Annotated in this window: 26 protein-coding genes; 8 read left to right on the top strand and 18 right to left on the bottom strand. The window is 71.1% G+C overall.

Annotated features, from left to right (window positions below; genetic code table 11):
• Window positions 1–4: 4 nt before the first annotated feature.
• From ACIQ6Y_RS09980 to ACIQ6Y_RS09950, 7 genes are all read right to left on the bottom strand, one after another.
• A complete protein-coding gene (locus tag ACIQ6Y_RS09980) occupies window positions 5–1,150 on the bottom strand; it encodes an aldose epimerase family protein (protein WP_404035063.1) in 1,146 nt (381 codons plus the stop codon).
• Between the two features lie 54 nt (window positions 1,151–1,204).
• Complete coding sequence (gene mmsB / locus ACIQ6Y_RS09975; RefSeq protein ID WP_404035061.1) at window positions 1,205–2,449, bottom strand: multiple monosaccharide ABC transporter permease; 1,245 nt, start codon at window positions 2,447–2,449, stop codon at window positions 1,205–1,207.
• Window positions 2,446–3,996 (bottom strand): multiple monosaccharide ABC transporter ATP-binding protein, encoded by a 1,551-nt coding sequence (gene mmsA / locus ACIQ6Y_RS09970; protein WP_404035059.1) that lies wholly within the window; start codon window positions 3,994–3,996, stop codon window positions 2,446–2,448. The genes mmsB and mmsA overlap by 4 nt, the downstream gene beginning before the upstream one ends.
• 32 nt (window positions 3,997–4,028) lie before the next feature.
• The gene (gene chvE, locus ACIQ6Y_RS09965) at window positions 4,029–5,141 is read right to left on the bottom strand and encodes a multiple monosaccharide ABC transporter substrate-binding protein (RefSeq protein ID WP_404035057.1); all 1,113 of its coding nucleotides are present in this window, start codon (window positions 5,139–5,141) and stop codon (window positions 4,029–4,031) included.
• Between the two features lie 97 nt (window positions 5,142–5,238).
• Window positions 5,239–6,207 (bottom strand): hypothetical protein, encoded by a 969-nt coding sequence (locus ACIQ6Y_RS09960; RefSeq protein ID WP_404035055.1) that lies wholly within the window; start codon window positions 6,205–6,207, stop codon window positions 5,239–5,241.
• Window positions 6,208–6,329: 122 nt separating this feature from the next.
• Window positions 6,330–7,343, bottom strand: a complete 1,014-nt coding sequence (locus ACIQ6Y_RS09955; protein ID WP_404035053.1) for a zinc-binding dehydrogenase — start codon at window positions 7,341–7,343, stop codon at window positions 6,330–6,332.
• The gene (locus ACIQ6Y_RS09950) at window positions 7,340–8,497 is read right to left on the bottom strand and encodes a mandelate racemase/muconate lactonizing enzyme family protein (RefSeq protein WP_404035051.1); all 1,158 of its coding nucleotides are present in this window, start codon (window positions 8,495–8,497) and stop codon (window positions 7,340–7,342) included. The genes ACIQ6Y_RS09955 and ACIQ6Y_RS09950 overlap by 4 nt, the downstream gene beginning before the upstream one ends.
• 236 nt (window positions 8,498–8,733) lie before the next feature.
• Here ACIQ6Y_RS09950 and ACIQ6Y_RS09945 point away from each other — a divergent pair, with 236 nt between their 5' ends.
• Window positions 8,734–9,453, top strand: a complete 720-nt coding sequence (locus tag ACIQ6Y_RS09945; RefSeq protein WP_404035049.1) for a hypothetical protein — start codon at window positions 8,734–8,736, stop codon at window positions 9,451–9,453.
• A 112-nt stretch (window positions 9,454–9,565) separates the two neighbouring features.
• On the opposite strand, the gene ACIQ6Y_RS09940 is transcribed toward ACIQ6Y_RS09945, so the two are convergent.
• Window positions 9,566–10,006 carry a MarR family winged helix-turn-helix transcriptional regulator gene (locus tag ACIQ6Y_RS09940; protein WP_404035047.1) on the bottom strand — a complete coding sequence of 147 codons (441 nt, stop codon included), beginning with the start codon at window positions 10,004–10,006 and terminating at the stop codon, window positions 9,566–9,568.
• A gap of 88 nt (window positions 10,007–10,094) precedes the next feature.
• Between ACIQ6Y_RS09940 and ACIQ6Y_RS09935 the strand changes: the two genes are divergently transcribed.
• Both ACIQ6Y_RS09935 and ACIQ6Y_RS09930 read left to right on the top strand, forming a co-directional pair.
• Window positions 10,095–11,093: an NADP-dependent oxidoreductase gene (locus tag ACIQ6Y_RS09935; RefSeq protein ID WP_404035045.1), complete on the top strand. Its 999-nt coding sequence runs from the start codon at window positions 10,095–10,097 to the stop codon at window positions 11,091–11,093.
• Between the two features lie 93 nt (window positions 11,094–11,186).
• Window positions 11,187–11,606 carry an organic hydroperoxide resistance protein gene (locus tag ACIQ6Y_RS09930; protein WP_404035043.1) on the top strand — a complete coding sequence of 140 codons (420 nt, stop codon included), beginning with the start codon at window positions 11,187–11,189 and terminating at the stop codon, window positions 11,604–11,606.
• 121 nt (window positions 11,607–11,727) lie between these two features.
• Here ACIQ6Y_RS09930 and ACIQ6Y_RS09925 read toward each other — a convergent pair whose 3' ends face one another.
• Together ACIQ6Y_RS09925 and ACIQ6Y_RS09920 are read right to left on the bottom strand one after the other, a co-directional pair.
• Entirely contained in the window at window positions 11,728–12,879 is a 1,152-nt protein-coding gene (locus ACIQ6Y_RS09925; RefSeq protein WP_404035041.1) for a serine hydrolase domain-containing protein, read from the bottom strand.
• Between the two features lie 21 nt (window positions 12,880–12,900).
• Window positions 12,901–15,435, bottom strand: coding sequence for a M14 family zinc carboxypeptidase (locus tag ACIQ6Y_RS09920; RefSeq protein WP_404035039.1), 2,535 nt, complete (start codon window positions 15,433–15,435; stop codon window positions 12,901–12,903).
• 102 nt (window positions 15,436–15,537) lie between these two features.
• Between ACIQ6Y_RS09920 and ACIQ6Y_RS09915 the strand changes: the two genes are divergently transcribed.
• Together ACIQ6Y_RS09915 and ACIQ6Y_RS09910 are read left to right on the top strand one after the other, a co-directional pair.
• A complete protein-coding gene (locus ACIQ6Y_RS09915) occupies window positions 15,538–16,335 on the top strand; it encodes an EI24 domain-containing protein (protein WP_404035037.1) in 798 nt (265 codons plus the stop codon).
• Entirely contained in the window at window positions 16,332–16,946 is a 615-nt protein-coding gene (locus tag ACIQ6Y_RS09910; protein ID WP_404035035.1) for a LysE family translocator, read from the top strand. Before ACIQ6Y_RS09915 ends, ACIQ6Y_RS09910 begins: the two co-directional genes overlap by 4 nt.
• Here the strand turns inward: ACIQ6Y_RS09910 and ACIQ6Y_RS09905 are convergent.
• Both ACIQ6Y_RS09905 and ACIQ6Y_RS09900 read right to left on the bottom strand, forming a co-directional pair.
• On the bottom strand, window positions 16,918–18,162 hold the full coding sequence (locus tag ACIQ6Y_RS09905) for a pyroglutamyl peptidase (protein ID WP_404035033.1): 1,245 nt from the start codon (window positions 18,160–18,162) through the stop codon (window positions 16,918–16,920). The two genes, ACIQ6Y_RS09910 and ACIQ6Y_RS09905, sit on opposite strands and share 29 nt — an antisense overlap.
• A 73-nt stretch (window positions 18,163–18,235) precedes the next feature.
• Entirely contained in the window at window positions 18,236–19,177 is a 942-nt protein-coding gene (locus ACIQ6Y_RS09900; protein WP_404035031.1) for a LysR family transcriptional regulator, read from the bottom strand.
• 49 nt (window positions 19,178–19,226) lie between these two features.
• On the opposite strand from ACIQ6Y_RS09900, the gene ACIQ6Y_RS09895 reads away from it, so the two are divergent.
• Window positions 19,227–20,063: an NAD(P)-dependent oxidoreductase gene (locus ACIQ6Y_RS09895; RefSeq protein ID WP_404035029.1), complete on the top strand. Its 837-nt coding sequence runs from the start codon at window positions 19,227–19,229 to the stop codon at window positions 20,061–20,063.
• Between the two features lie 10 nt (window positions 20,064–20,073).
• Window positions 20,074–20,475: a RidA family protein gene (locus tag ACIQ6Y_RS09890; RefSeq protein ID WP_404035027.1), complete on the top strand. Its 402-nt coding sequence runs from the start codon at window positions 20,074–20,076 to the stop codon at window positions 20,473–20,475.
• On the opposite strand, the gene ACIQ6Y_RS09885 is transcribed toward ACIQ6Y_RS09890, so the two are convergent.
• A complete protein-coding gene (locus ACIQ6Y_RS09885) occupies window positions 20,454–21,425 on the bottom strand; it encodes an aldose epimerase family protein (RefSeq protein ID WP_404035025.1) in 972 nt (323 codons plus the stop codon). The genes ACIQ6Y_RS09890 and ACIQ6Y_RS09885 overlap by 22 nt on opposite strands.
• A 15-nt stretch (window positions 21,426–21,440) precedes the next feature.
• Window positions 21,441–22,325, bottom strand: a complete 885-nt coding sequence (locus tag ACIQ6Y_RS09880; protein WP_404035023.1) for an SGNH/GDSL hydrolase family protein — start codon at window positions 22,323–22,325, stop codon at window positions 21,441–21,443.
• A 263-nt stretch (window positions 22,326–22,588) separates the two neighbouring features.
• Between ACIQ6Y_RS09880 and ACIQ6Y_RS09875 the strand changes: the two genes are divergently transcribed.
• A complete protein-coding gene (locus tag ACIQ6Y_RS09875) occupies window positions 22,589–23,083 on the top strand; it encodes a DUF3145 domain-containing protein (RefSeq protein ID WP_404035021.1) in 495 nt (164 codons plus the stop codon).
• Window positions 23,084–23,206: 123 nt separating this feature from the next.
• On the opposite strand, the gene fabF is transcribed toward ACIQ6Y_RS09875, so the two are convergent.
• The 4 genes from fabF to ACIQ6Y_RS09855 form a co-directional block, all read right to left on the bottom strand.
• Window positions 23,207–24,478: a beta-ketoacyl-ACP synthase II gene (fabF, locus tag ACIQ6Y_RS09870; protein WP_404035019.1), complete on the bottom strand. Its 1,272-nt coding sequence runs from the start codon at window positions 24,476–24,478 to the stop codon at window positions 23,207–23,209.
• An 84-nt stretch (window positions 24,479–24,562) separates the two neighbouring features.
• A complete protein-coding gene (locus ACIQ6Y_RS09865; protein ID WP_404035017.1) occupies window positions 24,563–24,811 on the bottom strand; it encodes an acyl carrier protein in 249 nt (82 codons plus the stop codon).
• Between the two features lie 61 nt (window positions 24,812–24,872).
• Window positions 24,873–25,874, bottom strand: coding sequence for a ketoacyl-ACP synthase III (locus tag ACIQ6Y_RS09860; protein WP_404035015.1), 1,002 nt, complete (start codon window positions 25,872–25,874; stop codon window positions 24,873–24,875).
• 25 nt (window positions 25,875–25,899) lie between these two features.
• Window positions 25,900–26,811 (bottom strand): ACP S-malonyltransferase, encoded by a 912-nt coding sequence (locus tag ACIQ6Y_RS09855; protein ID WP_404035013.1) that lies wholly within the window; start codon window positions 26,809–26,811, stop codon window positions 25,900–25,902.
• Between the last annotated feature and the right edge of the window lie 14 nt (window positions 26,812–26,825).

Below are 26,825 nucleotides of genomic sequence, written 5' to 3'. Positions count from 1 at the left end.
CAACTCACCGGAAGGAGTGGACGGTTGTGGACCGGTAGACCTGCCCCGGGCGCAGCACCGTCGACGGGAACGCCGGCTGGTTGGGCGAGTCCGGGAAGTGCTGGGTCTCCAGGCACAGTCCGTCGCCCTGGCGGTAGACCGTGCCGCCGGTGCCGACCAGGGTGCCGTCGAGGAAGTTGCCCGAGTAGAACTGCAGGCCCGGCTCGGTCGTGGCGATCTTCAGGGTGCGGCCGGAGGACGGGTCGCGCAGGGTCGCGACGTGCTCGGGCCGGTCCGAGATGCCCTTGTCCAGCGCCCAGTTGTGGTCCAGGCCCTGGCCGTACAGCAGCTGCTGGTGGGCGACGCGGATGTCGCGGCCGACCGGCTTGGCACGGCGGAAGTCGAAGGGCGTGCCCGCCACCTTCGCCAGTTCGCCGGTGGGGATCAGGCCCGAGTCGACCGGCGTGAAGCGGGAGGCGGCGATGGACAGCTCGTGGTCGTAGATCGTGCCGCTCGACTCGCCGGCCAGGTTCCAGTAGACGTGGTTGGTGAGGTTGCAGACGGTCGCCTTGTCCGTCGTTGCCTCGTAGTCGATGCGCCAGTCGCCGTGCCGGGTCAGGGTGTAGGTGACCTTCGTCCTGAGCGTGCCCGGGTAGCCCATCTCGCCGTCCGCGCTCGTGTAGCGCAGGTGCAGCCCGACGTCGGTGCCCTTGGTGAACGGCTCGACGTCCCACACCCGCTTGTCGAAGCCCTGGGCTCCGCCGTGCAGGCTGTTGTCGCCGTCGTTGACGGAGAGCTGGTACTCCTTGCCGTCGAGGGTGAAGCGGCCCTTGCCGATGCGGTTGCCGAAACGGCCGATCAGCGCGCCGAAGTAGGGGCTCGACGAGACGTAGTCCGCCAGGTTGTCGAAGCCCAGCGAGACGTTGGCGTACCGCCCGCGCCGGTCCGGAATCTCCAGCGACTGCACGATGCCGCCGTAGGAGAGGACCTTCAGCCGGGTGCCGCCGTTCTCCAGCGACCAGCTGTGGACCTCGGTGCCGTCGGCGAGCTTGCCGAAAAGCGACTTCACCGGCTTCCTGCCTCCCGTGGCGTGCGCCGTGCCGCCCGCGGTGGCGGCGGTGATGCCGGCGGCCGCGGCCCCGGCGATGAGGGTGCGTCTGTTCAGTTCCATACAGCGGCTCCTGCCATATGAAGCGGGCCCCGCCTTGTGGCGGGGCCCGGTGTCCTATGAACCGACCTTGCGCTTGTTCCACACGTCGAACCCGACCGCGGCCAGCAGCACCAGGCCCTTGATGACCTGCTGCCAGTCCGTGCCGATGCCGACGAGGTTCATGCCGTTGTTCAGCACGCCCAGGACGAGACCACCGATGATCGCGCCGAGCACGGTGCCGACGCCGCCGCTCATCGACGCTCCGCCGATGAAGGACGCGGCGATCGCCTCCAGCTCGAAGTTGAGGCCCGCCTTGGGCGAGGCCGCGTTGAAGCGGGCGGCGAAGACCAGGCCCGCCAGGGCCGCGAGCATGCCCATGTTCAGGAAGACCAGGAAGGTGACCTTCTTGTCCTTCACACCCGACAGCTTGGCCGCGGGCAGGTTGCCGCCGATGGCGTAGATGTGGCGGCCGAAGACGGCGTTGCGCATGAGGTAGCCGTAGCCGACCACCAGCACACCGAGGATGATCAGCACGATCGGCGCGCCCTTGTAGCTGGCGAGCAGCAGCGTGACGGTGAGCACCGCTGCGACCAGCGCCACCAGCTTGAGCAGGAAGAGCTTGGTGGGCAGCACTTCGAGGGCGAACTCCTGCTGCCGCTTGCGGTCGCGGAACTCCTGGAAGACCACGAACGCGATCACGGCGAGGCCGAGCAGCACGGTGAGGTTGTGGTAGTTGGTGTTCGGGCCGACCTCGGGCATGAAGCTGTTGGCGACCTTCTGCAGGCCCTCGGGGAACGGGCCGATCGTCTGGCCTTCGAGGAAGATCTCGGTCAGACCGCGGAAGGTCAGCATGCCCGCGAGGGTCACGATGAACGACGGTATGCCGAGGTACGCGATGAGGAACCCTTGCGCGGCGCCCGCAGCCCCGCCGATGGCCAGGCACAGCACCAGGGCGAGCGGCCACGACATGTCGTGGTCGACCATCAGGACGGCACCCATGGCGCCCACGAACGCCGTCAGCGAGCCGACCGACAGGTCGATGTGGCCCGCGATGATGACGAGCATCATGCCGATCGCGAGGATCAGGATGTAGCTGTTCTGCAGCACCAGGTTGGAGACGTTGCGCGGCAGCAGCAGGTCGCCGTCGGTCCAGACGGCGAACAGCACCACGATCAGGCCGAGGGCGAACAGCATGCCGTACTGCCGCATGTTGCGGCGCATGCCGTCGAGCATCAGCTGGAGCAGGCCGTCGCCCCCGGCGGCCCCGCTCCCGCCCGGCGGCGCGGGGGCCGGGCTCTTGGCGGTCACATCCGTGCTCATCGCGTTACCTCTTTGTCCTTCGTCATCTGGCGCATCAGCGACTCCTGCGAGGCCTCGGCCCGCGAGAACTCACCCGTGAGGCGCCCGGCGGCCATCGTGTAGATGCGGTCGCACATGCCGAGCAGCTCGGGCAGTTCGGAGGAGATGAAGACGACCGCCTTGCCCTGGGCGGCCAACTGGTCGATGACCGTGTAGATCTCGTACTTGGCGCCCACGTCGATACCGCGGGTCGGCTCGTCCAGGATCAGCACATCGGGACCGGCGAAGATCCACTTGCTGAGGACGACCTTCTGCTGGTTGCCGCCGGACAGCTTGCCGACCGGCTCGAACACGGTGGGCGCCTTGATGTTCATGGACTTGCGGAAGCCCTCGGCGACCTGGCGTTCCTCGTGCTCGTCGACCACGCCCCGCCGGGCGACCTTGCCCAGCGCGCTGAGCGAGATGTTGCGGTTGATGGTGTCGATGAGGTTCAGGCCGTAGTGCTTGCGGTCCTCGGTGACGTACGCGATGCCGTGCGCGACCGCCTCGGGGACGGTCTTCGTGCGGATCTCCGCGCCGTCCTTCAGGACCGTGCCGGCGGCGTAGCGGCCGTACGTCCGCCCGAACACGCTCATCGCCAGTTCGGTGCGGCCGGCGCCCATCAGGCCCGCGATGCCGACGATCTCGCCCCGGCGTACGGACAGGGACACGTCGTCGACGACCTTGCGCTGCTGGTCGATCGGGTGGTGCACGGTCCAGCCCCGGATCTCCAGGGCGGGCGCCCGGCCCTCCTCCGGCTCGTGCGGGCTGCGCTCGGGGAAGCGGTTCTCCAGGTCACGGCCGACCATGCCGGAGATGATCCGGTCCTCGGTGGTGCTCTCCGCCTTCACGTCGAGGGTCTCGATGGTCCGGCCGTCGCGGAGGATCGTCACCGAGTCGGCGACCCGGCGGATCTCGTTGAGCTTGTGGCTGATGATGATCGAGGTGATGCCCTGTTCCTTGAGGTCCAGGATCAGATCCAGCAGCTTGCCGCTGTCCTCGTCGTTCAGGGCCGCCGTCGGCTCGTCCAGGATCAGCAGTTTCACCTGCTTGGACAGGGCCTTGGCGATCTCCACCAGCTGCTGCTTGCCGACACCGATGTCGGCGACCCGGGTCTCCGGGTGCTCGTCGAGGCCGACGCGGCGCAGCAGTTCGGTGGCGTGCTTGAGGGTGTCGTTCCAGTTGATGAAGCCGCGGGTGGCGTGCTCGTTGCCGAGGAAGATGTTCTCGGCGATGGACAGATACGGCACCAGCGCCAGCTCCTGGTGGATGATGACGATGCCGTGCTGCTCGCTCGCCCGGATGTCCTTGAACCGGCAGGTCTCCCCTTCGAAGAGGATGTCCCCTGCGTAGGTGCCGTGCGGGTGGACGCCGGAGAGGACCTTCATCAGGGTCGACTTGCCGGCGCCGTTCTCCCCGCAGATGGCGTGGACCTCGCCCTGCCGGACGGTCAGATTGACGTCCGACAGCGCCTTGACGCCGGGAAAGGTCTTGACGATCGAGCGCATTTCCAGGACGGGTCCCGCCATGGTCGTGCCTTCCAATCCTTAAGGGGCGGAGGTCAGTTGAGGTCGCTTTCCTTGATGTAGCCGGAGTCGACGACGGTGGCCTTGTAGTTGGCCTTGTCGACGCTCACCGGCTCCAGCAGGTACGCCGGGACGACCTTGGCACCGTTGTCGTAGGTCTTGGTGTCGTTGACCTCGGGCTTCTTGCCCTTCAGGGCCGCGTCGACCATGTTCGAGGCGACCTTGGCGAGCTCGCGGGTGTCCTTGTAGACGGTCATCGACTGCTGGTCGGCGATGATCGACTTCACCGAGGCGACCTCGGCGTCCTGGCCGGTGACGATCGGCCACGGCTTGGCCTTGGAGCCGTAGTCGTCCGAGCGCAGCGCGGACAGGATGCCGATGGAGATGCCGTCGTACGGCGAGAGGACGGCGTCGACGCGCTCGGTCTTGTAGGCCGAGGTGAGGATGTCGTCCATGCGCTTCTGCGCGGTGCCGCCGTCCCAGCGCAGGGTGGTGACCTGGGTGAGCTTGGTCTGGCCGGAGCGGACGACGAGCTGCTTCTTGTCGATGTAGGGCTGCAGCACGTTCATCGCGCCCTGGAAGAAGTAGCGGGTGTTGTTGTCGTCGTTGGAGCCGGCGAACAGCTCGACGTTGAACGGGCCCTTCTTGCTGCCGTCCTTCAGGCCCAGCTTCTCCACGATGTAGGTGCCCTGGAGCTCGCCGACCTTCTCGTTGTCGAAGGACGCGTAGTAGTCGACGTTCGGGGTGCCGAGGATCAGGCGGTCGTAGGAGATCACCGGGATGCCGGCGTCCTCGGCCTGCTGCAGGACGTTGTTCATCGACTTGTTGTCGATGGCCGCCACGATCAGGGCCTTCACGCCCTGCGTGATGAGGTTCTCGATCTGCGAGACCTGCTGGTCGGGGTCGTCCTCGCCGTAGACCAGCTTGGTCTTGTAGCCCTTGTCCTCCAGGTGCTGGACGACGTTGTTGCCGTCGGCGATCCAGCGCTCGGAGGACTTGGTGGGCATCGCGATACCGATGGTGGCGCCCTCGGTGCTGCCGCCCTTGTCCTCGCTGCCGCCCTCGGAGTTCTGGCCGCAGGCCGTGAGGGTGAGGGCGAGGGAGGCGGTGGCGGCTATTGCGGCGAGTGCGGCTCTGCGAGTGCGCATGATCATCATCCTTGATGTTCGGACCGGGCTCGGTGAGCGGGTGTGTGCGATTCTGTGGGGCTGCGTCGACTTATGTGAAGGGGTGTTCGCCGGAACGTTATGAGGGCGTGTCGAAGCGGCGCAGTGCGCCCGGCAGTCTCGAGCCGAGCGGCGCCATGTCGCCGTCCGCGCCGTGCCGCGCGAGCAGGTCCAGCGCGAGCCGGCCGCGCCGCACCCGTTCCCGGGCGGTGGACAGGGTCAGATCCCGCAGGTGGTGGCCGTAGGGGTAGATCCCGGGGGCCTTGGAGAGGCCGAACTTCAGATAGAGCGGCGCGCCGCGCCGGATCAGCTCGGCGACCTCGTACATCCGGATGTAACCGCCCAGGTCGTCCGGCGCCTCGATGTACATGTCCATCGGCGCGGCCGACACCCGGCGGATCTCGGTGAGGTGGTCCAGCGTGAGGTCGCTGGGCACGTTGATCGAGTCGCCGCCGAGCTGCTCGTAGACGGCGTACGCGGCCGGGTTGACCGGGCCGATCAGCGCGGAGACCTTCAGGGTGGTGTCGGCCGGGATGATGCCGGCCAGGCGCGCCCGGTGCAGCGTCCACAGCACGCCCTCGTCGGCCACCAGCAGGCACTTCACGCCCAGCTCGGTGGCCCGTACGGCGTCCTCGACGCAGCCGGCGACGGCGTCGTGGCCCCGCGCGCGCAGGCCGGCGCCCCGCGAGTCGGTGCGCACCGAGCCGCCGATGTCCCAGGTGCCGCGCGGGCCGGTGAACAGGCAGAGCTCGATGTCGCGCTCGGCGGTCGCCTCGACCATCTCGGTGATCTCGGCGTCGCTGAGCATCCACACCCCGCTGCCCTGACTGATCCGGTGGATCGGCACGTCCAGGCGCGAGGCCTCCTTCAGGACGACGGCCAGCGCTTCGGGGCCCTCGCACGAGGGGATCTCGGTGCGCCAGCGGCCGCCGCCGGGGAAGGTGTGCGGCGAGGCGTCGGCAGGGTCGGGCGCGGGCGTGCCCAGGCCGAGCGCGGCGAGCGCCTGCTCACCGGGTCGCCGGGCTGCCGTGGCGGAAGCGTCGGTCACAAGCTGTCCTTCGTGTTCGATATATCGGACGTGGTTCGCGTCCCTCGGCGTGAAAAAGGGCGCGAAGGCTTGGTGGTACGCCGGTACGGCGGCCGTCAGGTAACCCCCGTACCGGCGTACGTCTACGGGCGCAGCAGGACCTTGCCGACCTTCGGGTCACCGGACCCCACCAGCTCGATGGCCCGGGAGAACTCGGTCAGCGGCAGCTCGTGCGTCACCAGCGGCACCGGGTCGAGCAGACCGGCGGCGAAGACCCGCACGGTGTGCGACCAGGCGTCCGGCGGCGCACCGAAGACGGTGTGCACCTCCAGCTGCCGTACGACGAGCTCGGTCGGGTCGAGCCCGTCCGCGCCCGGCGCCGGGATGCCGGTCAGCACCAGCCGGCCCCCGCGCCGCAGCAGCGCGGCGGCGGTGCGGGCCGCGTCGGCGGACCCGGCCGTCTCGATGACGACGTCGAAGTCCCCGGGCAGCGCCGAATTTTCGGTGTCCTTGGTTCGAAAGTCCGTCGCGCCGAACTGCCGCGCCAGCGCCTCCCGGTCCCGGCGCGTGCCGACGACCAGCAGCTCACCGGGGGAGGAGGCGCGCAGGAACTGCACCGCGAACATCCCGAGCGTGCCGGTGCCGACGACGGCCACCCGCTCGCCGGGCCGCGCGTTCGCCTTGAGGGCCGCCGCCGCGATACAGGCGGCCGGCTCCAGCAGGGCCGCCGCGGTCAGGTCGGCGTCCTTCGGCAGGGCGTGCAGCAGCCGGGCCGGCAGGGTCAGGGTGGCGGCCATCGCGCCGGGCTGGGTGAACCCGGTCTCCTCGTAGCCGTCCGTGCACAGGGTCGTCTCACCGGCGTGGCAGCGGTCGCAGACCTGGCAGTTGCGAAAACCCTCGCCGACCACCTTGCGGCCCACCAGGCTCACCGGCACCCCGGCACCGACCGCCTCCACCGTCCCGGACCACTCGTGACCGGGCGTCAGCGGGTAACGGACGTACCCCTCGGGCCGGTTGCCCTGGTACACCTCGCGGTCGCTGCCGCAGATGCCGGCCGCGTGCACCCGGACCAGCGCCTCACCGGCACCGGGCGCGCGCGGCGTGTGCTCCTCGACGCGATGCACGCCGGGAGCCTCCACGACGACCTGGGAACTCACTTGGTGCCCTTCGGCTTACGCTGCTCCCAGCCCTCGGCCCACAGGTCGAAACGGGCCTGCTGCTGCGGGAACTCGGCGGCCGCGTCCACGTCCAGCTCGACGCCGAGACCGGGCGCGTCGGACAGGTGGAAGTAGCCGTCCACCACCTGCGGGGCGCCCTTGACGACCTTCTTGATCTCCGCGTCGGCGAAATCGTTGAAGTGCTCCAGGATCTTGAAGTTGGGGGAGGTGAACCCGACCTGGAGGGACGCGGCGGTCAGCACGGACCCGCCGACGTTGTGCGGCGCGACCAGCATGTAGTGGGTCTCGGCGGTCGCGGCGAGCTTGCGGGTCTCCCAGATGCCGCCGATGTGGCCGACGTCGGGCTGGATGATGTCCACGGCCTGGCTCTCGAACAGCTCGCGGAACTCGATCCGGTCGTGGATGCGCTCACCCGTGGCCACCGGGACGTCCACCTTCGCGGCGACCTTCTCCAGCGCCTTGAGGTTCTCCGGCGGGCACGGCTCCTCCAGCCACGCGGGCTTGAAGGGCGCGAGCTCCTTGGCGAGCCGGACGGCGGTGGCGGGCGAGAACCGGCCGTGCATCTCCAGCATCAGCTCGGACTCCGGGCCGATGGCGTCGCGCACGGCCTCGATGAGGGAGACCGCGTACAGGGTCTCCTGGTGGTCCAGCTCGAAGTGCCCGGTGCCGAACGGGTCGATCTTCAGCGCCTTGTACCCGCGCTCCATGACCTGCTGCGCGGCCTTGTGGTAGGCCTCCGGGGTGCGCTCGGTGGTGTACCAGCCGTTGGCGTACGCCTTGACCTTGTCGGTCACCTTGCCGCCGAGCAGCTGCCACACCGGCACGCCCAGAGCCTTGCCCTTGATGTCCCAGCAGGCCATCTCGATCACGGCGATGCCGGACATCACGATCTCGCCGGCCCGGCCGTAGTCGCCGTACTTCATGCGCTTGACGAGATCCTCGACAGCGAACGGGTCGGAGCCGAGAATGTGGTTGACCTCGGCCTCCCTCAGATAGCCGAGCAGAGCGTCGGTGTGTCCCAGCATCCGGGTCTCGCCGACTCCGGTGATGCCCTCGTCGGTGTGCACCTGGACGTAGGTCAGGTTGCGCCACGGCGTCCCGACCACGTGTGTGCTGATTCCGGTGATGCGCACGGCAGTTGCCCCTCGTGAACGTTAGCTTTTGTTCGAGATTTCGTCACTCGTTCGAAATGCTGGCCAGACAGTAAGGACGGGTGGGCGGGGGTGTCAATGGGTCGCACAGATTACGGTTTCGGTACTTTCGAAACCTCTCGAGCCCAACTCGCCACGCCGGTGGGCCCTCTTCCCCACGAAACCTTCACGGCCACGTCTAGGAACGTGACGCGTCGGGAACTTAATCTTCCGGCGTCATGGACTACTGCCACCCCTGCCGACGGCATCTCAACGGCGCCCTTGCCTGCCCGGGCTGCGGCGTGCCCGCCGAGCAGCTCCCGGCGGAGCCCACGTACGACGACCCGGCCGCGCACGAGTCCGCGGCCGACGCCCGCGCCGACGAACCCCCGCAGGGCCGCGCCGCGTCCCGCCGCCCCGGCGAGAGCCGCCGCGACCGCAAGGCCGCCGCCCACCGCAGGCGCCGCCGCAGGACCGTCCTCATCACCGCGGGCTTCCTGCTGGCCGCGGGCGGCCTGAGCCTCGCCGAACTGGGCCTGGACGCACCCGGCTCCGCCCCGCAGCCCGCTGCGGCGGAGGGGGACGAGCAGACGGACGGCGGCGCGTCGCAGGAGGCCGGCACCGATCCGGCGGATCCCCTGTCCGACTCCCAGGACTCCACCACGCGGGGCGACCACGACCCCAGCGCCTCCGCCTCGGAAGCCTCCCCCTCGGCATCCGCATCGGCGAGCGAGTCCCCCGACGCGAGCAGGAGCCCCGGCGTCATCACCCGCTCCCCGTCCGCGGGCGCGGACACGGGCTCAGGCCCCACTCCGCAGGCCCCGGCCCCCGCCGACTCGGCCCCGGCCGAGGACCCGGCCCCGGCGGACACGCCGACGGTCGCCCCGACGACGACGGTCCCGGACCCGGAACCGGAACCTTCGGAGACCTGCGACCGCTTCCTGTGGTGGTGCACCTGAAATCGTCCTGAGGGGCACGTCCCCCAGGGGCGCGGGGCTGTGTCGATATGCGGCTCCGCCGCGTGGGCGCGAGCAACCACGACGACGGGAGAGCCGCCGAGGAAGAGAAGCCCTACGGCGCGGCGGTGAGCATCCGCTGCAACAACTCCCGCAGCACAACCCGCTCGGCCTCGGAAAGCCCGGCCAACGGCTCCCGAGCGAACCGCAACGACTCCCGCAACGACCGAGCCACCCCCCGCCCCGCCTCGGTCGCCACCGCGACCTTCACCCGCCGGTCCGCGGGATCGGGCCGCCGCTCGACCAGCCCCCGCGCCTCCAGCCGGTCCACGATTCCCGTGACGTTCGACGGCTCGCACTTCAGCTTCTGGGCCAGCTTCCGCATGGGCAGCGGCTCCAGCGTGAGCAACCCGAGCAGCTTCGCCTGCGCCCCCGTCAGCGCGTGCTCGGCGGCAGCCTCCTCGTACTCCTCGTGATAGCGCGCGACGACCGATGCGATGAGGTCGACGACCTCCAGGGTCAGTTCGTCGGGACGGTTTCCGTGGGGAGTGGCCATGCCCCAAGGATACCCGGATTACTTGACAACCTGAAATATCCAGGCGCATGGTTGTTTCAGGCACTGAAGTAATCGAAAGGCACCCCCCATGATCAACCGCGAATGGCACCTGCTCAGCCGTCCCGTCGGCTGGCCCAAGCCCGAGGACTTCGCCCTGGTGGAGGCCGAGGTTCCGACGCCGCGCGAAGGTCAGGTGCTGGTGCGCAACAGGTACCTCTCCGTCGACCCGTACATGCGCGGCCGCATGAGCGCCGCCAAGTCCTACGTCGCCCCCTTCGAGCTGGGCAAGGTCATGCAGGGCGGCGCGGTCGGCGAGGTCATCGAGTCGAACGCCGAGGGCATCGAGCCCGGCGACCACGTCCTGCACTTCCTCGGCTGGCGCGAGTACGCCGCCGTGGACGCGCAGCACGCCGTCAAGGTCGACCCGCAGGCCGCGCCCCTGTCCACGTACCTCGGTGTGCTCGGCATGACCGGCCTGACCGCGTACGCGGGCCTGCTGCGCACCGCCGCGTTCAAGGAGGGCGACAGTGTCTTCGTGTCCGGCGCCGCGGGTGCCGTGGGCAGCCAGGTCGGCCAGATGGCGAAGCTCAAGGGCGCCTCGCGGGTGATCGGCTCGGCCGGCTCCGACGACAAGGTCAAGCTGCTGGTCGAGGAGTACGGCTTCGACGCGGCCTTCAACTACAAGAACGGCTCCGTCGCCGAGCAGCTGCGCGAGGCCGCGCCCGACGGCGTGGACGTGTACTTCGACAACGTCGGCGGCGACCACCTGGAGGCCGCGATCGGGCAGCTCAACGAGGGCGGCCGGATCGTCATCTGCGGCATGATCTCGGTCTACAACAACACCGAGCCCGCCCCGGGCCCGAAGAACCTCGCGCGCCTCATCCAGACCCGCGGCCGCATCGAGGGCCTCCTGGTCGGCGACCACTACGACCTCCAGCCGCAGTTCGTCCAGGAGGTCGGCCCCTGGGTCGCCTCGGGCGCGCTGAAGTACCGCGAGACCGTCGTCGAGGGCATCGAGAACAACCTGGAGGCGTTCCTCGGCGTCCTGCGCGGCGACAACACCGGAAAGATGATCGTCCAGCTCTGAGCTTCCCGAGCATTCCGGCATGCGGTAACTTCTTTCCGAAACCGCCGTCGATCGTGGGCGCGAGTCGCGGCGGACGAGGAGGAAGATCACCGCATGCCCATTCAGCAGTCCGACGTCCTGTACACCGCCGTCGCCACCGCCGAGAACGGCCGTGACGGCCGGGTCGCCACCGACGACGGCCGGCTCGACGTGATCGTCAACCCGCCCGTCGAGATGGGCGGCAGCGGCACCGGCACCAACCCGGAGCAGCTGTTCGCCGCCGGCTACAGCGCCTGCTTCCAGGGCGCGCTCGGCGTGGTCGCCCGCCAGGAGGGCGCCGACGTCTCCGGCTCGACCGTCACCGCCAAGGTCGGCATCGGCAAGAACGACGACGGCTTCGGCATCATCGTCGAGCTCTCCGCGACCATCCCGAACGTGGACGCGGAGACCGCCCAGAGCCTGATCAAGAAGGCCCACGAGGTCTGCCCGTACTCCAAGGCGACTCGCGGGAACATCATCGTGACGCTGGGCTGACATCCGTCGTTGATACGACGAGGGCCGCACCCTTGGACGTGGGGTGCGGCCCTTGCCGTGCGCCCGCCCCGGCCGGCTCTCGTCGTGCGCCGTCCGGATGGCTCTCGTCGTACTACGCCGCTCAGCCGGCCAGTGCCGCGCTGTGCACCGCCTTCACGAACCGCTCGTTCTCCGGCGCCGCGCCGCCCGGGTAGGCGAACCGGCGGCGGGTGTAGCCGTAGGCGAGGCCCGAGCGCGGGTCGGCGAAGCCCTGGGAGCCGGCGGCGCCGCTGTGGCCGAACGTGCCGGCGCCCAGGAAGGGGTACGCCACGTCGGCGGTCGCCTGGAAGCCGAGCCCGAAGGCCCGGTATCCCCGGGCCACCAGGTCGTGGCCGACGGAGTGGATCTGGCCGGCCTCGGCGATCGTGTCGGGCTTGAGCAGCGGCGGCCGCCCGTCCAGCTCGCTGATCGCCGCCGCGTACATCCCGGCGATCCCGCGCGCGGCCGCCACACCGCCCGCCGAGGTCGGCCCCTTGGCGCGGACCAGCCGGGAGTTGGCGTGGTCCACCAGCGTCCCGGCGCCCGGCGCATGGGTGTTGAACGCGATGGAGCCCAGCGTGTGCGGCCCCGTCGGTGCCGCGTTCAGCTCCGCCTGCTGCTCCGGCGTCGGTGCCATCGGCAGCACGCTGCGGAACCGCGGCTCCAGCGCCTCGGGCAGCCCGAGACGGAAGTCCAGCCCGTACGGCGCCCGCACCCGCTCCTCGAACAGCTCCTGCGTCGTACGGCCCGTGGCCCGCCGCACCACCTCGCCGGTGAGCGCGCCTATCACGAGCGCGTGGTAGCCGAACGCCGTGCCGGGCCGCCAGAACGGCCGCTGGTCGGCGAGCCGCTCGGCGATCACCCGGTCGTCCGCCAGCTCCTCCCGGCTGAACCCTGCGTCCAGGCCCACCACACCGGCCCGGTGCGCGAGCAGATCCCGCAGGGTGACCCCGCCCTTGCCCTCGGCGCCGAACTCCGGCCAGTAGTACGTGACCTTCCGGTCCAGCTCCAGGGTGCCGTCCTGCACGAGCAGCGCGACCACGAGGTGCGCGGCGCCCTTGGTCGTGGAGAACACGCCGTACAGCGAGTCGGCCTCGGCGCCCTCGCCGGCCCACAGGTCGACGACCCGCCTGCCGTCGACGTAGGCGCACAACTGGCCCTCGTAGTCCGGGCGTTCCTCCGCCACGAACGCGGCGAACTCCTCGCGGACGGCCTCGTAGCCGTCGGCGACGGTGCCGTGAATCTCCTGCGTCATCCGCTCTCCCTCAACCTCGCATCAGCCTCTGCCGGCCTGTCCCATGATCAACAATGCCCGGGCCACCTGGGGGAATTCCCCCTTGGGGTGCGCCCGGAAGAGCGGTTCCGTCCCGAACAGAACAGCGTGCGGGCCACTGACGACCGAGGCCCGGCCGGCCGCGTCCGCCGGGCCGCCGGTGCCGTCGTCCGACGGCCTCCAGTGCCCGGACACGAGCGGATTGCCGCTCGCGTAGGACTGCTCGACACGCACGCCGGGGCCGAGGCCGGTGAACCACACCGGCGCGTAGACGAAGCTGTGGGAGGGCGAACCGGCCGTCAGCGGGCCGGAGTTCAGCACTCGGACCACGCCATTGGCGTCCCCGTTGCCCTCCACCGCGTGCGCCTTCAGCAGCGCCGTGGCCGCGCTCAGCTCCGCCCCGACGGCCCCGCGGCCCACCAGCCCGTGTCCGGCCGCCAGGAACGCCTCCAGCGCCCCGCGCGCGGCCGGCGCCAGCGCCCCGTGGTCCAGCCCGGCCGACACGAACAGCACCTCCACGCCCGACCAGTCGAAGCCCGCGTTCAGCACGGCCGTCGACACCGGGGTGACCTCGAAGCCCATCTCCCGCAGCGCGAACAGCTCACCCGGAGTGACCGCGGCGGCCACCCGGGTGCGGTGCAGCGCGGTGCCCGGGCCGAACTTCGCCGAGGAGAACACCACGTCGTACGTCCGTGCCGCCTCGGCCGCCGGCTCACGCGCCGAACGCGGCACCAGCACCGACCCGTCCGCGGCCCGGCGCACCGGCACGCCCTGCCCCAGCAGCGAGTTGAGCGCCGCCACCTCCGCCGGGTCGGTCAGCCGCAGCCGCAGGTCGCCGCGCGGGGCGACGTACCCGACGGGCGAGGCCTCCCGCACTTCCCGCAGCGGCAGCCCGGACAGGCTCCCGGACGGCACGGACTCCACCCGGGCGCCCCACAGCCGGCCCAGGCTCCAGCCCGAGATGTCGTACATCACCGACACCTTGTCGCTGATGTCCCGCCCGTCCGCGAGCAGCGCGTTCGCCATGCCGCGCTTGGCCTGGCGCAGGTCGACGACGTACGAGCCCTGCGGCCAGGTCCGCCCGCCGAGCCGGAAGGCCTTGAAGGCGCGGCTGACGCGGACGTCGTTGGCGAGCAGATGGCCGACGAGCCGGGCGGCGGCGGTGGTGCCGCCAGGGATCACATAGGCGCGCGGGAACTCGGTGGTGTACACGTCCTCCGGCCCGATGCCGGGCACGCCGGGCACGGTCTCCTCGGACACCGGCACCTGCGCCGCGCCCGCCTGCCCGCGCCGGAACACCTCGATCTGGTCGGCCAGCAGGGACGCGCGGTGCGTGCGGACGAACTCCAGCGTGGCCCGCATCGCGGCGCCCGCCACCTCGACGTTGACCGCCGCCCGGCGGCGCAGCTCCGCCACCGGCAGGCTGCTGTAGGCGGAGTTGTTCACCGGCAGCGGGATCTCGACGGTGTGCGCGGCGACCGTGCCGTGGTAGGCCGCGTACTGCGGGGTGAAGACGGGCGGCCAGTCGTCCCAGCCCTCCTGCTGGTCCCGGAACGGGATCTGCGCGGGCTCGACCCCGTCCTTGTCGGGGGTGTACCCGAGGCCGTTGACGGCGGCCTCCATGCCGAGGGCGTTGGCATAGGTGTTCTTCAGGAAAAGGTCGTACTCGTAGTTCTCGCCGTGCGGGGGAGTGGTCGGCTCGATGAGGGTGCCGTTGACGTAGCCGTGCAGGTCCAGCATGACCGCGGGCTGCTTGTCGATCTCGATCTGCCGCATCGCCCGGGTCTCCGGCTGCGAGGCGGTCACGAAGTCCCGGTTGAGGTCGAAGCCGCCCGCGTTGGCCCGCGTCCCGGCGATCCGGCCGTCCGGGTTCGCGGTGATGTTGAAGTACAGGCGGCTCGTGCTCAGCAGCTCCCGGGTGCGCGCGTCGGTCGCGGTCGCGAGCCGCTCGATGAGCTTCAGGGCGGCGTCCGTGCCCTCCCACTCGTTGCCGTGGATGTTGTTGTTGAAGAACACCGGCGTCTTGTACGCCGCTTTGACGGCCGGGTCCTTCGCGGCCGCCGCGGGCGCGTTCTCGATCAGCTCCCGCATCCGCTCCTGGGCGCGGGTGCGGGCGGCCGACTCCGGCGCGGTGACCGTGACCAGATAGAGCCGGTGTCCGCCCGCCGAACGCCCGGCCACCTCCACGCTGACCCGGTCGCCGAGCGCCTGAAGGGCGTTCAGCCGGGGCGCGATGCCGTGGTACGGGACGAGGCCCAGCTTCAGGGACCTGTCGGCCGGGTTCTCCGGGTCCGGGGCGAGGACCTGCTGCCGCGGATAGCCGCGGGAGGCGTCCGAGAGATCGGGGACGGGCGAGGTGAGCGCCCGACGGGCGGCGGCCTCGGGCGACTTGGCGGCCCCGCTGTCCAGGGCGGGCTCGTGGCGGGTGACGGGGTCGGGGGCCGGCCGGGCCTGGGCCGGGGCGGTGAGCAGGAGGGAACTGGTCGACAGGGTGAGGGCCAGGGCGGTTCTCGCAAGGACGCTACGGGTGGTGCGCACGCGTACCTCCTCCGGGCTTTCTGCGGATCGGTACGGCGAGATCTACCTGTTCGACTCAAGGGCAACAAGAGGGACTCGGTGTCACCCGGTTAGAGTTCCGCCATGCGTGATCTCGGGGCGGGTTTCCAGTACCTCATCAAGGGCCAGCGGTGGGTGGCCACGCACCGCAGGCAGTTCGAGTTCGGGCTGATCCCCGGCCTGATCACCCTCGTGCTGTACGGGGCCGCGCTGGTGTCGCTCGCCGCGTGGGGCGACGACGCCGTGTCCTGGGCGACGCCGTTCGCCGACGACTGGTCGAGCCCCTGGCAGGGCCTGTTCCGCGGCTTCCTGACGGTCGTGCTGTTCGCGCTGGGCCTGCTGCTCGCCGTGCTCACCTTCACCGCGGTGACGCTGCTGATCGGCCAGCCGTTCTACGAGAGCCTCTCCGAGGAGGTCGACCGGGACGTCTCGCCCGACGGCACCGCGCCCGAGTCGGGGCTGCCGCTGTGGCGGGAGCTGTGGATCTCGGCCCGGGACAGCCTGCGGATCGTCCTGCGCGCCCTGTGCTGGGGTGTGCTGCTGTTCGCGCTCGGGTTCGTCCCCATCGCCGGGCAGACCGTCGTGCCCGTCGTCGGCTTCTTCGTCACCGGCTTCTTCCTCACCGAGGAGCTCGCCGCCGTCGCGATGCAGCGCCGCGGCGTCCAGCTGCGCGACCGTCTCGCCCTGCTCCGCTCCCGCAAGACCCTGGTCTGGGGCTTCGGCACGCCCCTGGGCCTGGCCTTCCTGGTCCCGTTCGTGGCGGTCTTCCTGATGCCGGGCGCGGTCGCGGGCGCCACCCTCATGGCCCGCGACCTGCTCGGCGAGGAGACGGAGGCCGACGGTGACGGGGCCCAAGACGAGTCCGAAGAGGAGACCGTGTGACCGAGATACTCGCCGTAGCCGTCATCACCGTCCTGGCGGTCATCGCCCCGGGCGCCGACTTCGCGATGATCGTCCGCAACAGCTATCTCCACGGCCGGCGCACCGGCCTCCTCGCCGCCACCGGAGTCGCCGCCGGCGTGCTCGTCCACGTCACGTACACCATGCTCGGCGTGGGCCTGCTGATCGCCTCCTCGACCTTCCTGTTCACGGTCATCAAGCTGATCGGCGCCGCCTACCTCGTCTACATCGGTGTGCGCACCTTCCGCGCCCGCGGCGAGGTGAAGGTCGACCTGGAGAACAAGACCGGGCTGACGCCGCTCGCCGCGCTGCGCAGCGGGTTCCTCACCAACGTCCTCAACCCCAAGACGACCCTGTTCGTCGTCTCCACCTTCGCCCAGGTCGTCAGCCCCGGCACCCCGCTCTATCAGCAGGCGGGCTACGGCCTGTTCATGTCGCTGGCCCACCTGCTGTGGTTCGGCGTCGTCGCCGTGTTCTTCTCCCAGGAACGCATGCGCACGCTCATGCTGCGCGCCCAGAAGGTGCTCAACAAGGTGATCGGTTCGGTCCTGGCCGGCCTCGGCGTCAGCCTCGCGTTCGCCCCGTCGCACTGAGCGCGGCGGACAGGATCGCCCGCACCTGCGCGACGATGTCCAACCGGTTGCGCACGAACTCGGGGTCGGTCACCTCCGTGGTGTTCCCGGCCCCGAACTGCAGCACCGGCGTGTGCACATGCCCGCCCGGCAGGGTGTCGTGCAGGCCGAGGCGGTCGCGCAGCAGGGTCGCCCGGTAGGCGATCTCGTTGGACAGGTAGTTCCCGCCGCCCCCGGCCCGCGCGGTGGAGCCCGGACTCGGCCCGTCCGGCCGTACGACGGGTTCGGTGCCCCCGGCCGGGATCTCGGTCACGCCGGTGTTGTCGTGGACGGGGAAGGGGCCGGTGCCCGCCGCGACGATCCGCGCGTACGGCAGGGTCGTGGAGGTCCACTGCGGCTGCGAGGCCGGGTCGGTGACCGGGACCGTCTCCGTGCGGCCGATGTTCTCGTTGTCGGGGAAGCCGCCCCGCCAGGCCCCGTTGGTGCGCTCGACGTCGAAGCGGCCGACGCGGCCCTGGCTCACCGTGGTGAACAGGTCCACGTGGGGCAGGTGCGGGCGCAGGGTCCGCTCGACCGTCCCCTCGGCGAAGTCCCGCCAGCGCACCGGGAACACGGCCGTCTCCACCCGGGCCGGACCGTCCGCCGTCTCGATCACCGTGCCGTCCAGCGCCAGCGCGGTCGCGCCCGACGGGTTGGAGATCCGGATGTCCCGGTCCAGCGTGAACGGATCGAAGCCGGTGACCAGGACCCGCCGGACACCCTTGCCGCACGGGAAGCGGATGTCGCTCTGCCCGCGCGAGGCCCGCTCCAGGGCGTCGAGCAGCTTGGCGCGTCGCTCCTCGTCGAGTCCGAACCCGGGCCGGTAGGCCCGCACCTCCCGGGTCATCCCCAACCGCGCCCAGTACAGCGGCCGGTCGTCGTCCCGGCTCAGATCCCCGCCCGCCGGACCGCGCCCCTGCACCCGGTCCACGGCCCGCCGCCACAGCGCCGACCCCTCGCGTACGACGATCCGGTGGGCCTGCGCGTAGGACCCGGCGCCCGCGAGATCCCGGGCGAACTCGGCCGCCACCGTGTCGAATCCGGAGCGGCGCAGGATCTCCTGCGGTACGGCACGGTCGAGCCGCTGCTCCTCGGCGGTCGGCGGGGCGTCGACCCCGGCTGTGGCTCCGGGGGCCGCCGTGAGCCCGACGGCCAGCGCCAGCACGGTGACGCCGATCCCAACCCGTATGACACTCACGTGACTTCAGGTCCTTCCCGTTGCGATGGAGGTGCCAGGTCCTACCCGCCTCCGCCGCGCCGGAATCCCTCGTTCACAGTGCCGGAATCGTCTCCGCCGCCTCCCGCAGCGCCGCCAGGAACAGCCGCGCGGCAGGGGCCGGACTGCGGCCCTTCACCGTCGCCGCGTACACCGCGCGGGCCGCCGCGCCCTCGTCCAGCACCGGCAGCAGCACGATGTCCGGGCGCACCGAGGCGGCGGCCAGGGCCGGGATCAGCGTGACGCCGAGCCCTGCGGCGACGTAGCCCTGCTTGGCCGTCCACTCGGCGACGACATGGGTCACCCGCGGTCGGAAGCCCTGGCGCAGGGCCGCGTCGAGGAGGGTGCCCTCGGGCTGGGAGCCGCCCGCGATCCAGTCGGCGTCGGCGAGCTGCCCGAGCCGGACCGGCCCCTCGTGGCCCGCGAGAGGATGGTCCGCGGGGACGGCGACGTACAGGGACTCGTCGAGCAGATGGTGCAGGTCGTAGGCGTCCAGCGGGGCCCGGCCGGTCGTGGAGACCACCGCCAGGTCCAGATGCCCGGCGGTGAGCCGGTCGAGCAGGGCCGGGGTGAGGCCCTCCTCGCGGGTGACGCGGACGCGGGGGCGGCGGGCTCGGAAGGCGGCGAGCGCGCGCGGCACCAGCGCCGCGTCGGCCGTGGCGAACGCCCCGAACCGCAGCCGCCCGGCCGTCCCCGCACGCAGGTCCGCCAGCTCCCGCCCGGCGCCCGTCAGGGCCTCCGTCACAGCCTCGGCGTACGGCACCAGGACCCGTCCGGCCTCGGTCAGCCGTACGCCCCGCGGCAGCCGGTCGAACAGCGGCTCGCCGCCCAGCGCCGACTCCAGCGAGGAGATCTGCCGGGAGACGGCCGACTGGGTCCAGCCCAGCGTGCGGGCCGCCACGGTGAACGAGCCGTGGCGGGCGACCTCGAGGAAGGCCCGGAGCCAGACCGTCGACAGCTCCGGCACTACGTCATGCGTGTTCGGCATGCCTGCCATGCTGGACATTCGCTTGTCGCATGGCAAGCCCCCGGCCTAGCGTCGGGGCATGGAGAAGATCGCCTTTCTGGGGCTCGGCCACATGGGCGCCCCGATGGCCCGCCGACTGCTGCGCGCGGGCCACCCCCTGACCGTCTGGAACCGTACGGCGGCGAAGGCCGACCCGCTGGTCGCCGAGGGCGCGCTGCGCGCCGGCACGCCCGCCGAGGCCGTCCAGGACGCGGAGGTGGTGATCACGATGCTCACCGGCCCCGACGCCCTCGACGCCGTGGCCGCCGAGGCCGCACCGGCCCTGCGGTCGGGCGCCCGCTGGGTGGAGATGTCCAGCGTCGGCCCGGACGCCGTGCGGGAACTCGCCGCCCGGCTCGGGGACGGCACGACCGTGGTCGACGCGCCCGTCATGGGCAGCACCGACAAGGCGGCCACGGGCGAACTCGGCATCCTGGCCGGCGGGGACGTGGATTCCGTCGCCGGCATCCTCGCCCACCTGGGCACGGTCACCCGCACCGGCGGCCCCGGCTCGGGCGCCGCCCTCAAACTCGCCGTCAACACGGGGGTGATCGGCGGGGTCGCCCTGGTCGCCGAGTCCCTCCGGCTGGCCGACGCGCTCGGCGTCGACCCCGCCACCTCCCGGGCCGCCCTCGCTGCCGGGCCACTGGGCGGTGTCGTCGCCCGTGCCTTCGCCGAAGGCGTGCACTTCGGCACCGGGCTCGCCGTCAAGGACCTGGACCTCGCCGTGAAGGCGGCCGAACTGCCGGTCGTGACGGCCGTGCTGGAGCGCCTGCGGAGTGCGGCGGAGGCGGACCCCGCGCTCACCGGCGTGGACATCGCAGAGGCCGCGGCACACCTTCGTAGCGCCGACAGCAGCCCCCGTACCGCCGACTGAAGGAGCACCCGTGCAGGTCACCCTCGACAACCCCGAGAACGCCCCCCAGCCGCTCAGCCCCTACTACTCCCAGGTCGCCCGGGTCGCACACGCCGACGGCAGCGCGCTGCTGTTCGTGTCGGGGCAGATCGCGCAGGGCGCCACCCTCGCCGAGCAGAGCGAGGGCGTCTTCCGGACCCTGGACGCCCTGCTCAAGGCGCACGGCGCGAGCCTGGCGGACATCATCAACATCCGCACCTACCTCACCGACATCTCCCGGCTGGACGAGTACGGCCAGGTGCGCCGCCGCCATCTCACCGGCACCCCGCCCACCAGCATGACCTTCGAGGTGCCCAAGTTGTTCCGGCCCGAGGCGCAGATCGAGGTGGAGGTGGTGGCGGCGGTCCCGGCTCAGCGCACCCCGAAGCCGTAGACCGTCTCCGAGCGGAACACCTCGCCCGGCCGCAGCACCGTGCTCGGGAACTCCGGCCGGTTGGGGGAGTCGGGGAAGTGCTGGGTCTCCAGCGCGATGCCGTCGCCCGGCGCGAACGGGCCGGAGAGGTGGTCGGCGGTGTACAGCTGCAGGCCCGGCTCGGTCGTCGACACGGTCAGCACCCGCCCGGACGCCGGGTCGTGCAGCTCGGCGACCTCGACCGGCCCGTCCGTGACGCCCTTGTCCAGCACGAAGTTGTGGTCGTATCCCGAGCCGGTCTCGCGGGCCGTACGGAAGTCGAAGCGGGTGCCGCTGACGTCCGCGAGTTCGCCGGTCGGGATCAGGTCCGCGTCGACAGGCGTGAAGCGGGAGGCGGCGATCCGCAGTTCATGGCCGCCCGCGGATCCGGAGCCCGCCAGGTTGAAGTAGCTGTGGTTCGTCACGTTCACCACCGTCGGCGCGTCCGCCACCGCCTCGTACGCGATCCGCAGCGCACCCGACTCCAGGAGCGTGTACGTCGCCGACATCTCCAGGCGGCCCGGGAAGCCCTCCTCGCCGTGCGGGCTGACCCGGCCGAGGCGGACGCCGTGCTCGACGGGCGTCATGTCCCACACCCGCTTGTCGAAGCCGTGCTCGCCGCCGTGCAGCGAGTTGGGGCCGTCGTTTCGCTCCAGCGGGTACGTCACCCCGTCCAGCGCGAAGCGGGCGCCCGCGATCCGGTTGGCGTAGCGGCCCACCAGCGCGCCGAAGTACGGCCCTTGGTGCGTCAGATAGCCGTCCAGGTCCTTGAAACCCAGCACCACGTCCGCGCGGAGCCCCTCGCGGTCCGGGATCTCGACGGACTGGACGATTCCGCCGTAGGACAGCACCCGCACCCGGACCCCCGCGCGCTCCAGGGTGCAGCGGTGCACGGGGGTGCCGTCGGAAAGTGTTGCGAACTGTTCGATCATGCCGGAAACCCTAAGTCAGGTCTCCTTCGCGGTGACCGTCCGGTAGGCGATCTCCGCCAGCCGCGCCTGACCGTCGACGCTCGGATGGAACCAGTCCCAGTGGCTGAGCTGGTCGGTGCCGAACCGGTACGCGTACACCGCGCCCCCGTCGAAACGGCAGCGCTCGTCGCGCGCGCACACCTCGCGCAGCACCCTGTTGTAGTCCTCCACCCGCTTCTGCACCGTCGCCCGGCGCAGGTTCGCCGCCGCGTCCAGCGCGTCCGCGTCGTCCAGCATCGACGGGCATATGCCGAGCTTCCACACCTGCTTGCCCAGCAGGTTCGTCCGCCCCTGCGACCACAGCCGCTTCAGGTCCGGCACGCTCGACACATACACCTGCGCCTTGGGCAGGGCGCCGCGCAGGGTCCGCATCGCCTCCTCGAAGGAGGTCCTGAACGCGGCCACCGACGTCATCTCGTCCGCGGAGTCCCGGCAGGCGTCGTTGGCCCCCGCCATCACCGTGACCAACTCCGGGGAGCGGGCCACCGCCCGGGCCATCTGACCCGGCACGTCCGCCATCCGCGCCCCGGTCCGCGCGTAGTTCCAACTGCGCTCCGCCGCCCGCGTACGCCCCAGCAGGCGTACGGCGAGACTGTCGACGTCCTCACGGCTGCCGGTCGCCCACGACGCCTCCGGGCAGTCCGTCAGAATGCCGCACGCGTCGAAGCCGCGGGTGATCGAGTCGCCCACCGCCACGATCGACTCCGGGCTGCGGTCCCACACCGGCGTCGGCGACGGCTTCACCGCCCGCCCGCTCGGCGACGCCGAGTCACCGCCCACCGCATCACATCCGGCGACTCCCGCCACCGCTGCCGTAACGGCGGCCACCACGGCCGCTAAGACATGGTTTCGCTTCCGCATACCGGTGATCCCCTCGGTCGACCGACACGGCCTCGTCCCCACAGAACTCCTCACACAAGACAACGCGCGGGAGTTCCCGGATGCGCGCGCCGTGATCGTCCGCCCACGCACAGGCGTCCTGCCGAGTGAATGGTGTGTGTTTCCGGGCACCGGGACCGACGGTACGTCACCCTCCTTGCCCCGCCGCACGGTAGCCTCGCCATCAGCGTGGCTGCCCGCCACCACCGCTCGGCCCGCCTGTCCCGCTCTGCCCGGAGGTCCCGGTGACGACACGTGGAGTTCTGTACGTGCACTCCGCTCCGCGCGCGCTGTGCCCGCACGTCGAGTGGGCCGTCGCCGGGGTGCTGGGCACCCGCGTCAACCTCGACTGGATCCGGCAGCCCGCCGCGCCCGGCACCTGGCGCTCGGAGTTCTCCTGGCAGGGCGAGGTCGGCACCGCCTCCAAACTGGCCTCGGCGCTGCGCGGCTGGCATCTGCTGCGCTTCGAGGTGACCGCCGAACCCTGCCCCACCGCCGAGGGCGAGCGCTACAGCTGCACCCCCGACCTCGGCATCTTCCACGCCGTCACCGGCATCCACGGCGACATCCTCGTCCCCGAGGACCGCCTGCGCGCCGCCCTGCTGCGCAGCCAGCGCGGCGAGACCGACCTGGAGGCCGAACTCTCCAAGCTCCTGGGCAAGCCCTGGGACGACGAACTGGAACCGTTCAGATACGCGGGAGAGGGAGCCCCGGTCCGCTGGTTGCATCAAGTGGTCTGACCCCAAGGGGCGCGGGGAACTGCGCGAGAAGCGACCACAACCCGCACCCGGCGACGAGCAGACGGCACAACGGCGAACGGCCCGCCCCCCGAAGGGGACGGGCCGTTCTCACAACCGACGGCGTCAGACCGTACGGAACGCCAGCACCACGTTGTGACCACCGAAGCCGAACGAGTCGTTCAGCGCGGCGATCCGGCCCTCGACGGGCAGCTTGCGGGCCTCGCCCCGGACGACGTCGGCGTTCGCCTCGGCCTCCGGGTCCAGGTTCTCGACGTTGATGGTCGGCGGGGCGACCCGGTGGTACAGGGCGAGCACGGTCGCGACCGACTCCACACCACCGGCGCCACCGAGCAGATGCCCCGTCATCGACTTCGTCGCGCTGACCGCGAAGTGGTCCGCGTGGTCGCCGAAGACCTTCCGCAGCGCCTTCAGTTCCGCGATGTCACCGGCCGGCGTCGACGTGGCGTGCGCGTTGACGTGCACGATCTCCGCCGGGTCCAGGTCGGTGCTGTCCAGCAGGCTCTGCAGCGCGTGCGAGATGCCGCGACCCTCGGGCTCGGGCTGCACGATGTCGTGGGCGTCGGCGGAGATGCCCTGCCCGACCGCCTCGGCGTACACCCGGGCACCGCGCTTGGCGGCGTGCTCCGCGGACTCCAGGACGATCACGCCGGCACCCTCGCCGAGGACGAAGCCGTCACGGGCGACGTCGTAGGGACGCGAGGCGCCCTGCGGGTCGTCGTTGTTCTTGGACATCGCCATCATGTTGCCGAACGCGGCGATGGGCAGCGGGTGGATCGCCGCCTCCGTGCCACCCGCGACGACGACGTCGGCGCGGCCGGTGCGGATCATCTCGATGGCGTAGCCGATCGCCTCGGCGCCGGACGCACACGCGGAGACCGGCGTGTGCACACCCGCGCGGGCGCCCACGGCCAGACCGACGTTCGCCGACGGGCCGTTCGGCATGAGCATGGGGACGGTGTGCGGGGAGACGCGGCGGACGCCCTTCTCCTTGAGCACGTCGTACTGGTCGAGGAGCGTCGTCACGCCGCCGATGCCGGAGGCGATGACCGCGCCGAGGCGGTCGGGGTCGACGGAGGTGTCCTCGCCGGCCTTGCCGGTGAACCCGGCGTCCTTCCAGGCCTCCTGCGCCGCGACCAGCGCGAACTGCGCGGAGCGGTCGAGGCGGCGGGCCTGCGGCCGGGGAATGACCTCGGTGGGCTCCACGGCGACCGGAGCGGCGATCCTGACGGCCTGCTCGGCCGCCCACTCCTGCTCCAGGGGCTTGACGCCGGACTTGCCGGCGACCAGGCCCTCCCAGGTAGAGGCTGCGTCGCCACCCAGCGGTGTGGTTGCGCCGATACCGGTGACGACCACGGTGCGATTGGTCGGGCTCACGGGAATTCTTTCTCCAAGTAATGGGGATTCAGCGGCGCCACCGCCGGGTGGCGGGGCAGTCAGCCCAGGGGGTTGATCGGCGGATCAGGCCTGGTGCTTGAGGATGTAGTCGGTCGCGTCACCGACGGTCTTCAGGTTCTTGACGTCGTCGTCCGGGATCTTGACGTCGAAGCGCTCTTCGGCGGCGACGACGACCTCGACCATGGACAGCGAGTCGACGTCCAGGTCGTCGGTGAACGACTTGCCCAGCTCGACGTCCTCGACCGGGATGCCGGCGATCTCGTTCACGATCTCGGCGAGACCGGCGACGATCTCTTCCTGAGTGGCGGCCATGTCGGCGCTCCTTCGTAGATGTTTCTCAAGGGGTGTGGCAGTTCGCCTGGTGGCAGTGTGCCTAGGGGAGGGTAACGACCGTCGCGGCGTACACGAGACCCGCCCCGAAGCCGATGACGAGCGCGGTGTCGCCGCTCTTCGCCTCCCCGGTCGCCAGAAGCCGCTCCATCGCGAGCGGGATCGAGGCGGCCGAGGTGTTGCCGGTGGTGCGTACATCACGGGCGACCGTGACGGACTCCGGCAGTTTGAGGGTCTTCACCATCGAGTCGATGATCCGCTCGTTGGCCTGGTGCGGGATGAAGACGTCCAGTTCGTCGGGCGAGATCCCGGCGGCGTCCAGCGCCTCCTTGGCGACCTTCGCCATCTCGAAGACGGCCCAGCGGAAGACGGCCTGGCCCTCCTGCGTGATGGCCGGGAACTTCTCGACGGTGCCGTCGCGGTAGTCCGTCCACGGCACGGTCTGCTTGATGGTCTCGGACTTGTCGCCCTCGCTGCCCCAGACCGTGGGGCCGATCGCGGGCACGTCCGAGGGGCCGACGACGACCGCGCCGGCGCCGTCGCCGAACAGGAAGGCCGTCGCGCGGTCCTCCAGGTCGGTCAGATCGCTCAGCCGCTCCACGCCGATGACCAGGACGTACTCCGCCGAACCCTCGACGATCATGCCCTTGGCGAGGGTGAGGCCGTAGCCGAAGCCCGCGCAGCCGGCCGAGATGTCGAAGGCGGCGGCCTTCGCCGTACCGAGCTTGTCGGCGATCTCGGTGGCGACGGCCGGGGTCTGCTTGAAGTGCGAGACGGTCGAGACGACCACCGCGCCGATCTTCTCGGCGTCGATGCCGGCGTCGGCGAGCGCCTTGCCGGACGCCTCCACCGACATCGCGGCGACGGTCTCCTGGTCGTTCGCCCAGTGCCGGGTCTGGATGCCGGAACGCGAACGGATCCACTCGTCGGAGGAGTCGATCGTCTCGAGGATCACCTCGTTGGGGACGACCCGCGTCGGGCGGTAGCCGCCCACACCCAGGATGCGCGCGTACGGGGCACCCTTGGCGGGCTTGATCTTCGACATGTCCGTTCGGCTCCTTCTGGGGACGTCAGCTGTGCGCGGCGATGAGCTCGCGGGCCGCGTCGAGGTCGGCAGGGGTCTTCAGCGCCAGCGTCTGCACGCCCGGCAGGGCCCGCTTGGCCAGACCGGTGAGCGTACCGCCGGGGCACACCTCGATCAGCGCCGTGACCCCGAGCTCCTTGAAGGTCTCCATGCACAGGTCCCAGCGGACCGGGTTGGCGACCTGGCCGACCAGGCGGGTCAGCACCTCGGCGCCGGAGGCGACGGCCTGACCGTCCTTGTTGGAGACGTAGGGGACCTTCGGGTCGGCCGGGTCCAGCTCCTCGGCGGCCTTGGCGAGGGCCTCGACCGCGGGCGCCATGTGGTGCGTGTGGAACGCGCCGGCGACCTTCAGCGGAACGACCTTGCGGACACCCTCGGGCTTGTCCTCGGCCAGCGCGGCGAGCTGCTCCAGCGTGCCCGCGGCGACGATCTGGCCGGCGCCGTTGACGTTCGCCGGGGTCAGGCCCAGCTTCTCCAGGTGCGCGACGGACACCTCGGGGTCACCGCCGAGCAGCGCCGACATGCCGGTCTCGGTGACCGCGGCGGCCTCGGCCATGGCCAGACCCCGCTTGCGCACCAGGGTGAGCGCGGCGGTGTCGTCCAGGACGCCCGCGAAGGCGGCGGCGGTGATCTCGCCGACGCTGTGACCGGCGACGGCACCCGGAGCCGTGTCACCCAGTGCCGTGGCGGACAGCAGACCGGCGGCGACCAGCAGCGGCTGCGCCACGGCCGTGTCGCGGATCTCGTCCGCGTCGGCCTGCGTGCCGTAGTGGGTGAGGTCCAGCCCTATGGCGTCCGACCATGCGGCCAGCCGGTCGGCGGCGCCGGGCAGTTCGAGCCAGGGGGACAGGAAGCCGGGCGTCTGAGCGCCCTGGCCGGGAGCGACGAGTACGAACACTCTCACACTCTCTC

Origin of the sequence: Streptomyces sp. NPDC096205 (assembly GCF_044763135.1) — a bacterium.
In the GTDB taxonomy this organism is placed as follows: domain Bacteria; phylum Actinomycetota; class Actinomycetes; order Streptomycetales; family Streptomycetaceae; genus Streptomyces.
Note: the sequence above shows the minus strand (reverse complement) of the source record. Positions and strands in the feature narration are given on the sequence as shown.

Coding starts and splice junctions, on each gene's coding strand:
- ACIQ6Y_RS09980 (WP_404035063.1), bottom strand. CDS start 1,150: ATGGAACTGAACAGACGCACCCTCATCGCCGGGGCCGCGGCCGCCGGC.
- mmsB (WP_404035061.1), bottom strand. CDS start 2,449: ATGAGCACGGATGTGACCGCCAAGAGCCCGGCCCCCGCGCCGCCGGGC.
- mmsA (WP_404035059.1), bottom strand. CDS start 3,996: ATGGCGGGACCCGTCCTGGAAATGCGCTCGATCGTCAAGACCTTTCCC.
- chvE (WP_404035057.1), bottom strand. CDS start 5,141: ATGCGCACTCGCAGAGCCGCACTCGCCGCAATAGCCGCCACCGCCTCC.
- ACIQ6Y_RS09945 (WP_404035049.1), top strand. CDS start 8,734: ATGGACTACTGCCACCCCTGCCGACGGCATCTCAACGGCGCCCTTGCC.
- ACIQ6Y_RS09940 (WP_404035047.1), bottom strand. CDS start 10,006: ATGGCCACTCCCCACGGAAACCGTCCCGACGAACTGACCCTGGAGGTC.
- ACIQ6Y_RS09935 (WP_404035045.1), top strand. CDS start 10,095: ATGATCAACCGCGAATGGCACCTGCTCAGCCGTCCCGTCGGCTGGCCC.
- ACIQ6Y_RS09930 (WP_404035043.1), top strand. CDS start 11,187: ATGCCCATTCAGCAGTCCGACGTCCTGTACACCGCCGTCGCCACCGCC.
- ACIQ6Y_RS09925 (WP_404035041.1), bottom strand. CDS start 12,879: ATGACGCAGGAGATTCACGGCACCGTCGCCGACGGCTACGAGGCCGTC.
- ACIQ6Y_RS09915 (WP_404035037.1), top strand. CDS start 15,538: ATGCGTGATCTCGGGGCGGGTTTCCAGTACCTCATCAAGGGCCAGCGG.
- ACIQ6Y_RS09900 (WP_404035031.1), bottom strand. CDS start 19,177: ATGGCAGGCATGCCGAACACGCATGACGTAGTGCCGGAGCTGTCGACG.
- ACIQ6Y_RS09895 (WP_404035029.1), top strand. CDS start 19,227: ATGGAGAAGATCGCCTTTCTGGGGCTCGGCCACATGGGCGCCCCGATG.
- ACIQ6Y_RS09885 (WP_404035025.1), bottom strand. CDS start 21,425: ATGATCGAACAGTTCGCAACACTTTCCGACGGCACCCCCGTGCACCGC.
- ACIQ6Y_RS09880 (WP_404035023.1), bottom strand. CDS start 22,325: ATGCGGAAGCGAAACCATGTCTTAGCGGCCGTGGTGGCCGCCGTTACG.
- ACIQ6Y_RS09865 (WP_404035017.1), bottom strand. CDS start 24,811: ATGGCCGCCACTCAGGAAGAGATCGTCGCCGGTCTCGCCGAGATCGTG.
- ACIQ6Y_RS09860 (WP_404035015.1), bottom strand. CDS start 25,874: ATGTCGAAGATCAAGCCCGCCAAGGGTGCCCCGTACGCGCGCATCCTG.